Origin of the sequence: Aerococcus viridans (genome assembly GCF_002871935.1) — a bacterium.
Taxonomy (GTDB): Bacteria; Bacillota; Bacilli; order Lactobacillales; family Aerococcaceae; genus Aerococcus; species Aerococcus viridans_B.
Map to the genome: position 1 here is coordinate 1 of NZ_PNHQ01000032.1, position 10,167 is coordinate 10,167.

Consider the following 10,167-nt stretch of genomic DNA (forward strand, 5'->3'; position numbering starts at 1 on the left):
CTTTATTTTAGGATTTCATGGCCTTTTTGTATACCCAAAAATAGTGCTGGCGGAAATTCCTAAGAATTTCCCACCAACACTATTTATCATAGAACCGAAATCTGTTAAATAGTAGTAAAAAGACGATTATAGGGACTTTTAACTTGAATAAAATACTTATTTTTCAAATAATAATTGTTACATACAATGTCACAATTATAACTTATTAAAATATGCAATGATTTATGAAAGTGCTGTAAAAGTTATCATAATAGGAAAAATGTTGATTTGTAATAATTGAGACGAAAATATTAAAAATTACAAAACATTTCACTCCATTTAAAGCCCCTTAACGAATGGGGTTATAGGGTTTCCTTTTGAATCCACACCGTGTAGTATATTGCATGTAGTCGAAACAGTGGCTAAATAAATAGCTAAGTAATAGCTAAATAAGGAGTTTTATTTAACATGAAATTTAACAAAATGATTCTAGGAACAACATTTGCATTGTCAGCATTATTTGCGACAGCAGGATTTAACACTGAAGAAGCGAAAGCAGCAGAATGGACTGCACGTAGTGTCGAAGAAGTTTCAGCTGATATGCAAGCAATTGATGAATCAACTTCTGAGTATACAGTAGTATATGGCGATACTTTATCAGTAATCGCTAGTGCAGCAGGTGTTGACGTGAATACACTAGTACAAATCAATGAAATTGAAAATGCCAATTTAATTTTCCCATCTAATTCTATTTCATTTACTAAAAATGATGAAGGTGAGGTTAATGAAGTTGTTATTGAAGATACAAACAATAAAAAAGATACTTATAAAGTAGAAGAAGAAACTGTTGAGAAAACTGAAACAGTTGAAGAAGCAAGTGTTGAACCAGTTGCATTTGAAGTAGAAGAAACGGAAGAAGTAGCATCTGTAGAAACAGCTTCTTATGAAGCAAAAGAAACAACTCAAGCAGTATCTACAACTTCAACATCTTCATATTCAGCAGCTTCAGAGATTCCTTACCAGGTATTACAAGTAGTTGAGAGCGAAGCGGGTCCAAGCTATTCTGAAAAAGCAGCAGTATTTTCAGTAATTGTTAACCGTGCAAATTCAGGCAATTGGGGTGGTACTTCATTCTTATCAGTAGTTAACGCACCAGGCCAATTTGAAGTTGTTTCAAATGGTATGGCTGCAGGAGCAACAGTTTCTGATGAAACTTACCGAGCTGTAAATGATGTATTAACAAATGGTGTAACGACATCAGCTGAATCATTCCGTGCTTCAGGCGATGGTGTGACTAACGTATTCTTCTAATAAAAAATAAAATACAATAGACGGAAAAATCGGGAGATTCTCCCGGTTTTTTTATTATTTTTCATAAGATTAATAGTAAAAAATATTTGTTCGTTTAAATTTCAATAGAATAATAAAAATACACAATGTGAAGAGATAAAAGAGAGTATAAATATCTAAAAGAGAGATGATGAATAAATTTATAATATAAAGACACAAAAAAAGCTGCTGTTCATAGAAACAACAACTTAATAAATTCTTCATTTGAACACGCCTAGAGGGAATCGAACCCCCATTATAAGAACCGGAATCTTATGTGATATCCATTACACTATAGGCGCAAATGGTCTTAAGATCAACATTAACCATAACAGAATTATTATAGCCTAGTTTTCAGATGAATACAAGTGAACTTTAAATATAGAAATGCAGCAAAGCTACTATTATAAATGCGGTATTAGGGCACCTTAGAGCACTAAATTAACGCTTATGAGCTAATGAGCTTTTGAGTTTGCCTGTTGGGTAAGAAGATAAGTTTATGCTAGAATAATTACGTAAATTAATGGAGTTTTATTTGTTGACCAATTTTGACCATAAAGGTATAATACATATATACAAGTTTAAAAGGAGGATATTTAAATGAATTTAGTACCTACAGTTATTGAACAATCATCTCGCGGTGAACGTGCTTACGATATATACTCTCGCTTATTAAAAGACCGTATTATTATGTTGAGTGGAGAGGTAAATGATGACCTAGCTAACTCAATTATTGCACAATTATTATTCCTAGATGCACAAGATCCAGATAAAGATATCTACCTATACATCAATTCACCAGGTGGATCAATCACTTCTGGTATGGCGATTTACGATACAATGCAATTTGTACATGCTGATGTACAAACAATTATTATGGGGATGGCAGCATCAATGGGCTCATTCCTAGCAGCGGCAGGAACTAAGGGTAAACGATATGCATTACCGAATGCTGAAATCTTAATTCACCAACCATTAGGTGGCGCACAAGGACAGGCAACTGAAATTGAAATTGCAGCACGCCACATCTTAAAAACTAAGGAAAAAATGAATCGCTTGTATTCTGAAATGACTGGTCAACCAGTTGAAGTAATCGAACGTGATACAGACCGTGATAATTGGTTAACGGCTGATGAAGCTTTAGAGTACGGTTTATTAGACCAAATCATGACTAAAAACGATGAACTTGAAAAATAAACTTTCAATTAAATAGAAAAGGAAGTGGGGCTAGTACCTACTTCTTTTTTGTTATATTTGGTTTCTTCCTTTCATAAAAAGAAGATAGGTTATCAGTAATTATTATATTGATTATGGGACCTGACAATAAAAGTCTTCAAAAGCTTGCAAGCGGATAAATTTATTGGTATCATAATCGTGTAAAGAGGTTTGGTTCTTTGGAATCTTATTTTTTTACTGCAAGGTGGTCAAAAAAAGACATCCCGGACTAAATAAGTCCAACTCTTTTTTACTCTGTGTATTTGTACTAGGAAAGTGGGGACTATGGACGAATTATTTAAAAGTATTACCGAAGTAGTTCCAGAAGTTCAAAAGACCTATTTTGATAGAATCTCAGTTTTACAAAGGATTTTCAAAGATGGTCCTATTGGTCGTAAGGGACTAGCTGAAAAGCTAGGAATCACGGAAAGACCATTACGTACAATTACAGATGTTTTGAAACAACAAAATCTCATTGAATCATCTCCTGCTGGTATGACTATTACTTCAAAAGGAGAAAGAGCAATTGCTACAGGTCAAGAGTTGTGGCGTGATACAAATGAAATTCACCTACAAGAACAGTACTTGGCTGATGTGCTCAACATAGCAGATGCTCGAATTGTTTCAGGAGACATAGATCAAGATCAACATATATTGTTTGAAATGGGTCTACAAGTTTCAAAATACTTGGACAAAAAACTGCCTAGCGGTAATCATACGATTGCTGTTACGGGTGGTTCGACTATGCTAGAGGTTAGCGAACATGTTCAATTAGCGCCTTCAGCTGACAAACACTTTACCGTGGTTGCAGCTAGAGGAGGAATAGGAGATGCTTCAGCAACTCAAGCTAATACGATTAGTGATATTTTAGCTCAAAAATTGCATGGACATAACATTTCTTTATACGCACCTGAGAACCTATCTGAGGTTGCAAATATGGCTTTAATGAATGATCCAGTAATTCAATCAACTTTAAAACGATTAAAAGAGGCTAACATTTTGCTTTTCAGTGTTGGTAATGCTAAAATTATGGCAAAGCGTAGGGGACTTGATTCAGAGAGTTCTTCTAAGATTAAGAGTAACCACGCTGTAGGGGAAGTGTTTGGGTGTTTCTTCGATAAAGAAGGTAAAATTGTTCACCGAATCCCTAGAATAGGTCTTCAACTAGAAGACTTGGCAGAGATCGATTTGCCAATTCTTATCGCTGGAGGCAGTGTAAAAGCAGAAGCAATAAAAGCTTTTGCAAAACTCGCACCTAAGCAGTTAGTCATTATAACTGATCAAGGTGCCTCAAATATGGTTTTAAATGGGGAATCCCATTAAAATAATTTTGTATTCCATTAAGGAGGAATTTTGTAGTATGGCAATTAAATTAGCAATTAACGGTTTTGGTCGTATCGGTCGTTTAACTTTACGTCGTATCTGGGAAGAAAATGAATCAAATGTAGAAATCGTGGCAATCAACGATTTAACAGACAACGAATTCTTAGCTTACCTATTAAAATATGATACTGCTCATGGTACTTTCAACCACGATATCGAAACTACAGAAAATGGTATTTCTATCGATGGTAAAGAAATCACAGTATACTCTGAACGTGATGCAAACGATTTACCTTGGGGTGACTTAGGTGTTGATATCGTTCTAGAATGTACTGGTTTCTACGCTACAAAAGAAAAATCTCAAGCACACATCAATGCTGGTGCTAAAAAAGTTATCATCTCAGCTCCTGCTGATGCTGAAACTAAAACAATTGTTTACGGTGTAAATGAAGATATCATTGACGCTGAAGACACAATTATCTCAGGTGCTTCATGTACTACTAACTGTTTAGCTCCTGTAGTTAACGTGTTAGAAAAAGAATTTGGTATCAAACATGGTTTAATGTCAACAATCCATGCTTACACTTCTACACAATCATTACAAGATGCACCAAACGGTAAAAAAGGTAACTTCCGTAATGGTCGTGCTGCTGCAGAAAACGCTATTCCAGCATCTACTGGTGCAGCTAAAGCTGTAGGTCGCGTTATCCCTTCTGTTAACGGTAAAGTTGATGGTACTGCTATCCGTATTCCAATCGTTACTGGTTCAATGACTGAATTCTACTCAGTTTTAGACAAAGAAGTAACAGCTGAAGAAGTAAATGCTGCTATGGAAAAATATGCTAATCCATCATTCTTATACAACACTGATGAAATTGTATCTTCTGATATCGTTGGTGTTCCAGCTGGTTCAATCTTCGACGCAACTCAAACTAAAGTTATCGAATCTGAAGATGGCCAATTAGTTAAAACTGTTGCATGGTACGACAACGAAGCTGGTTTCGTTTCTCAATTCGTACGCTTAATCGAATTCTTTGCTGCTAAACAATAATTAGTTGTTTAAAAGTAAAATCAGTTGAATTTGGGCGGGAAGCTTCGCGCTTCCTGCCCTTTTTTATTGATTAACAACTTAAGATAAGGAGTGCTATTTTAATGGCTAAGAAAACTGTAAAAGATATTGATTTAAAAGGTAAAGTTGTTCTAGAACGTGCTGACTTTAACGTTCCAATGGACAAAGACCTAAATATTACTGATGACAACCGTATTGTTCAAGCTTTACCAACTATTGAGTATATTCTTGAGCAAGGTGGACGTTTAGTATTATTCTCTCATCTTGGTAAAGTAAAAACTGAAGAAGATAAAGCTTCTAAATCTTTACGCCCGGTTGCAGAACGTTTATCTGAAAAATTAGGTAGAGAAGTTACTTTTGTAGCACAAACTCGTGGTCAAGAATTAGAAGATGCGATTGCCAATCTAAAAGATGGTGAAGTCTTAATGTTCGAAAACACTCGTTTCGAAGATGTAGACGGTAAAAAGGAAAGCAAGAATGATCCGGAATTAGGTAAATACTGGGCTTCATTAGGAGATGTATTCGTTAATGATGCATTCGGTACTGCTCACCGTGAGCATGCATCTAATGTTGGCATTTCAAATAATATCGAGGCTGTTGCTGGTTTCTTAATGGAGAAAGAAATTCAGTTCTTAGGCGATGCAGTTAATGAGCCAAAACGACCATTCGTTGCAATCTTAGGTGGCGCGAAAGTTTCTGATAAAATTAGTGTAATTGAATCATTACTAAATAAAGCTGATAAAGTTTTAATCGGTGGTGGTATGGCTTATACCTTCATGAAAGCTCAAGGTTACGAAGTTGGTGGTTCTCTATTAGAAGAAGACAAGATTCCATTAGCGAAAGACTTAATGGCACGTGCTGGTGATCGTTTAGTATTACCTGTTGACTTTGTTGTTGCAGATGCTTTTGATAATGATGCAAATACTGACGTTGTTGACGCAGATGGTATCCCATCAGATTGGCAATCATTAGATGTAGGTCCTAAAACTGTTGAATACTATGCATCACAAGTTGCTGATGCTAAAACGGTTGTTTGGAATGGCCCAATGGGTGTATTCGAAATGCCAAGCTTTGCTAAAGGTACAAATGGTGTTGGTGAAGCTATCGCTAATTTAACAGATGCTACTACTATCATCGGTGGTGGAGATTCAGCGGCTGCTGCATACCAATTAGGATTAGCCGATAAGTTCTCACACATTTCTACTGGTGGTGGGGCATCATTAGAATTCTTAGAAGGTAAAGAATTACCTGGTATCGCTGCAATTGCGAACAAATAATTGACGTAAATAAATTGAGTAAAACTTTTCGTAAAGGAGTTTTTAATATATGCGTAAGACATTAATCGCTGGTAACTGGAAAATGAATAAAACCGCTGCTGAGGCTCATGAATTCATTGCTGCACTTAAGGAAGGTTTTCCTAAAACAGAAGCTGAAACTTTAATCGCACCACCTGCAATCTACATTGAGAAATTGATTGAAGAAGTAGAAGGTACTAACATTCAAATCGGTGCACAAAATGTACACTTTGAAGATGAAGGTGCTTTCACTGGTGAAATTTCTCCACTTGCTTTAGAAGCGTTGGGTGTACCGTACGTTATTATCGGACATTCAGAGCGTCGTGAATTATTTGGCGAAACTGATGAAGATGTGCGTAAAAAAGCAGCAAGCATTTTTAGCCACAACATGACACCAATTATTTGCTGTGGTGAAACATTAGAAACTCGTGAAGCTGGGCAAGAAAAAGAATGGGTTAGCGGACAAATTCGTGCTGCTCTAGAAGGTTTAACTGCTGATCAGATCGCTCAAGCTGTCATTGCATATGAACCAATTTGGGCAATCGGTACTGGTAAAACTGCTTCTGCTGAGGATGCTCAAGACATGTCAGCGCACATTCGTGATTTATTATTCGAAATCGCTGGTAAAGAAGCCGCTGACCAAACACGTATTTTATATGGTGGTTCTGTAAAACCTGGAAATATTGCTGAATTACTTGACAAAGAGGATGTTGACGGTGCGCTCGTAGGAGGAGCTAGTCTTGATGTTACTTCTTACATCGCATTATTAAATGGAGGTAAATAACACATGTTTAAATCACCCGTAGCTATTATTATCTTAGATGGATTCGGTTGGAGAGAAGAATCATATGGTAATGCTGTAGCACAAGCAAATAAACCAAACTTTGACCGTTACTGGAATGAATTTCCACACGCTACAATGAAAGCTTCTGGGTTAGACGTAGGGCTACCTGATGGACAAATGGGTAACTCTGAAGTTGGCCATACAAATATTGGTGCTGGCCGTATTGTATACCAAAGCCTAACTCGAATTGACAAAGCTATAGAAGATGGAGAGTTTGCTGAAAATGAAGCATTGAATGGTGCTTATTCTCACGTAACTGATAACCAATCTGCTTTGCATATCTTTGGATTATTATCTGATGGTGGGGTACATAGCCACTTACGTCATATTGAAGCATTGATTAAAGATGCTAAAGCTAAAGGTGTTAAAAAATTATACCTTCATGCTTTCCTAGACGGACGTGATGTTGATCCACATGCAGCGCCAGGATACATTGAATCGCTTGAAAAAGTAATGGCTGAAGAGAACTTAGGTCAAATTGCTTCAGTTTCAGGACGTTACTATGCTATGGACCGTGATAATCGCTGGGAACGTGTACAAAAGGCTTACGATGTCATCTTTAATGCTAAAGGCGAAACTGGTGAAGACGCAATTGAAGTTGTTAAAGCTAACTATGCTGAAGATGTAACTGATGAGTTCGTAGTGCCTACTTTAATTGTTGATGCTAATGGCAAACCAGTAGGCCAGGTAGAAGATAATGATGCAATTATCTTTGCAAACTTCCGCCCAGACCGTGCTATCCAACTTTCAGATGCTGTAACTGCAAATGAGTGGGACAACTTTGATCGTGGTAATGTGCCAACAAATGTGAAATTTGTATCTATGACTAAATATAAAGATACAATTCCTGCTGATATTGCATTCAAACCAATTGCATTGAAAAATGTACTAGGGCAAGTGTTATCTGATAACGGTCTAAACCAATTACGTATTGCTGAAACTGAAAAATATCCACACGTAACATTCTTTATGAATGGTGGAACAAACGATGAGTTTGAAGGCGAGAAACGTATATTGATCAATTCACCTAAAGTTGCGACTTACGATTTGAAACCGGAAATGTCTGCTTATGAAGTAACAGATGCATTAGTTGATGAGATTGAAAATGATCGTCAAGATGCAATTATCTTAAACTTTGCTAACCCAGATATGGTAGGTCACTCAGGTATGTTAGAACCTACTATTAAAGCAATTGAAGCTGTTGATGAATGTTTAGGTCGTGTAGTTGATGCCTTATTAGCTAAAAACGGAAAAGCAATAATCTTTGCTGACCACGGAAATGCGGAAACAGAATTAAACGAAGATGGTTCACCTAATACCGCGCATACAACAGTACCTGTGCCACTAATTGTGACTGAAAAAGGTATTGAATTACGTACAGATGGTCGCCTAGCTGACGTTGCACCAACAATGTTAGATTTATTAAATATTGATCAACCAGCTGAAATGACTGGAGAAAGCTTAATTAAGCACTAAACAATGAATATCTATACCTACTCATTAGTGGGTATGGTATAATATGAATGTAACAAATTTAAAAATTATTTTGAATTTAAAGGAGAGAAATTATGTCTGTAATTACTGATATTTATGCACGCGAAGTCTTGGACTCACGTGGTAACCCTACCGTAGAAGCTGAAGTTTACACTGAAGCTGGAGGATTTGGTCGCGGAATCGTTCCTTCAGGTGCTTCAACTGGTGAACACGAAGCTGTTGAATTACGTGACGGTGATAAAGAACGTTACTTAGGTAAAGGTGTTCAAAACGCTGTAAACAACGTGAACAATGCTATCGCGGATGCAATTATCGGACTTGACGTAACTGATCAAATCGGTATTGATGCTGCTATGATTGAATTAGATGGTACAGCAAACAAAGGTAAATTGGGTGCTAACGCTATCTTGGCAGTTTCAATTGCTGCTGCTCGCGCTGCTGCGGATGAATTAAACATCCCGTTATACAACTACTTAGGTGGTTTCAATGCAAAAGTATTACCAACACCAATGATGAATATTGTTAACGGTGGTTCTCACTCTGATGCACCTATCGCTTTCCAAGAATTTATGATTATTCCAGCTGGTGCTTCTTCATTCAAAGAAGCTTTACGTTGGGGTGCTGAAACATTCCACGCATTGAAAAAAATCTTATCTGATCGTGGTTTAGAGACTGCTGTTGGTGATGAAGGTGGATTTGCGCCTCGTTTTGAGGGAACAGAAGATGCTGTTGAAACTATTATTCAAGCAATTGAAGCTGCTGGTTACAAACCAGGTGAAGACATGTTCTTAGGTTTCGACTGTGCTTCTTCAGAATTCTACGAAGATGGCGTATACAACTACGCTAAATTCGAAGGTGAAGGCGGAGCTAAACGTAACGCTGAAGAACAAGTTGCTTTCTTAGAAGAATTAGTTGCTAAATACCCAATCATTACTATCGAAGATGGTATGGACGAAAATGACTGGGATGGATGGGCATTACTAACTGAAAAATTAGGTGAAAAAGTACAATTAGTTGGTGACGACTTATTCGTAACAAACACTGAAATTTTAGAACGCGGTATTACTAACCACGTTGGTAACTCAATCTTAATTAAAGTTAACCAAATTGGTACTTTAACTGAGACATTCAACGCTATTGAAATGGCTAAACGTGCAAACTACACAGCCGTAGTATCTCACCGCTCTGGTGAAACAGAAGATTCAACAATCTCTGATATCGCTGTAGCAACTAATGCTGGTCAAATCAAAACTGGTTCATTATCACGTACTGACCGTATGGCAAAATACAACCAATTATTACGTATCGAAGATGAATTAGGCGAATTAGCTGAATACCAAGGGCTAAACGCTTTCTACAACTTAGAAAACAAATAATTTAAATTAGCTTATCACTTTTGAATATTCAGACAGTTAACATCTAAGCACAGGTACACGAGTATCTGTGCTTTTTTATTTGGTTCTGTGTTGCATAAATTGAATCAATACCGACTGCAAGAACTTACGGTTCTGTGTCAAATAGTGTTGGTGACCAAAAATAAATAATCACAGTTATTTTTTTAATTAAGTTTTTAATAAAGGAGGGGTCATGTTTATTTACAAGATAAGCATGGCCCTTTT

8 protein-coding genes and 1 tRNA gene are annotated in these 10,167 nt (G+C 36.7%); 8 read left to right on the forward strand and 1 reads right to left on the reverse strand.

Features of this window, described 5'->3' with window-relative positions:
- Positions 1–447 precede the first annotated feature (447 nt).
- A complete protein-coding gene (locus CJ191_RS08730) occupies positions 448–1,290 on the forward strand; it encodes a cell wall hydrolase (protein WP_070468304.1) in 843 nt (280 codons plus the stop codon).
- A gap of 248 nt (positions 1,291–1,538) precedes the next feature.
- Here CJ191_RS08730 and CJ191_RS08735 read toward each other — a convergent pair.
- A tRNA-Arg gene (locus tag CJ191_RS08735) sits at positions 1,539–1,610 on the reverse strand.
- A gap of 298 nt (positions 1,611–1,908) precedes the next feature.
- On the opposite strand from CJ191_RS08735, the gene clpP reads away from it, so the two are divergent.
- The 7 genes from clpP to eno all read left to right on the forward strand — a co-directional run bounded on the left by clpP (position 1,909) and on the right by eno (position 9,924).
- On the forward strand, positions 1,909–2,505 hold the full coding sequence (gene clpP / locus CJ191_RS08740; protein ID WP_070468302.1) for an ATP-dependent Clp endopeptidase proteolytic subunit ClpP: 597 nt from the start codon (positions 1,909–1,911) through the stop codon (positions 2,503–2,505).
- Positions 2,506–2,808: 303 nt separating this feature from the next.
- Positions 2,809–3,846 (forward strand): sugar-binding transcriptional regulator, encoded by a 1,038-nt coding sequence (locus CJ191_RS08745; protein ID WP_102199537.1) that lies wholly within the window; start codon positions 2,809–2,811, stop codon positions 3,844–3,846.
- 37 nt (positions 3,847–3,883) lie between these two features.
- Positions 3,884–4,897, forward strand: a complete 1,014-nt coding sequence (gene gap, locus CJ191_RS08750; protein ID WP_070468298.1) for a type I glyceraldehyde-3-phosphate dehydrogenase — start codon at positions 3,884–3,886, stop codon at positions 4,895–4,897.
- Between the two features lie 101 nt (positions 4,898–4,998).
- A complete protein-coding gene (locus CJ191_RS08755) occupies positions 4,999–6,192 on the forward strand; it encodes a phosphoglycerate kinase (RefSeq protein ID WP_070468295.1) in 1,194 nt (397 codons plus the stop codon).
- A gap of 49 nt (positions 6,193–6,241) precedes the next feature.
- On the forward strand, positions 6,242–6,994 hold the full coding sequence (tpiA, locus tag CJ191_RS08760; RefSeq protein ID WP_102199538.1) for a triose-phosphate isomerase: 753 nt from the start codon (positions 6,242–6,244) through the stop codon (positions 6,992–6,994).
- Between the two features lie 3 nt (positions 6,995–6,997).
- Positions 6,998–8,530 carry a 2,3-bisphosphoglycerate-independent phosphoglycerate mutase gene (gene gpmI / locus CJ191_RS08765; protein ID WP_102199539.1) on the forward strand — a complete coding sequence of 511 codons (1,533 nt, stop codon included), beginning with the start codon at positions 6,998–7,000 and terminating at the stop codon, positions 8,528–8,530.
- 92 nt (positions 8,531–8,622) lie between these two features.
- Positions 8,623–9,924 carry a phosphopyruvate hydratase gene (gene eno, locus CJ191_RS08770; RefSeq protein ID WP_070468289.1) on the forward strand — a complete coding sequence of 434 codons (1,302 nt, stop codon included), beginning with the start codon at positions 8,623–8,625 and terminating at the stop codon, positions 9,922–9,924.
- Positions 9,925–10,167: the final 243 nt, after the last annotated feature.

Coding starts and splice junctions, on each gene's coding strand:
- CJ191_RS08730 (WP_070468304.1), top strand. CDS start 448: ATGAAATTTAACAAAATGATTCTAGGAACAACATTTGCATTGTCAGCA.
- clpP (WP_070468302.1), top strand. CDS start 1,909: ATGAATTTAGTACCTACAGTTATTGAACAATCATCTCGCGGTGAACGT.
- CJ191_RS08745 (WP_102199537.1), top strand. CDS start 2,809: ATGGACGAATTATTTAAAAGTATTACCGAAGTAGTTCCAGAAGTTCAA.
- gap (WP_070468298.1), top strand. CDS start 3,884: ATGGCAATTAAATTAGCAATTAACGGTTTTGGTCGTATCGGTCGTTTA.
- CJ191_RS08755 (WP_070468295.1), top strand. CDS start 4,999: ATGGCTAAGAAAACTGTAAAAGATATTGATTTAAAAGGTAAAGTTGTT.
- tpiA (WP_102199538.1), top strand. CDS start 6,242: ATGCGTAAGACATTAATCGCTGGTAACTGGAAAATGAATAAAACCGCT.
- gpmI (WP_102199539.1), top strand. CDS start 6,998: ATGTTTAAATCACCCGTAGCTATTATTATCTTAGATGGATTCGGTTGG.
- eno (WP_070468289.1), top strand. CDS start 8,623: ATGTCTGTAATTACTGATATTTATGCACGCGAAGTCTTGGACTCACGT.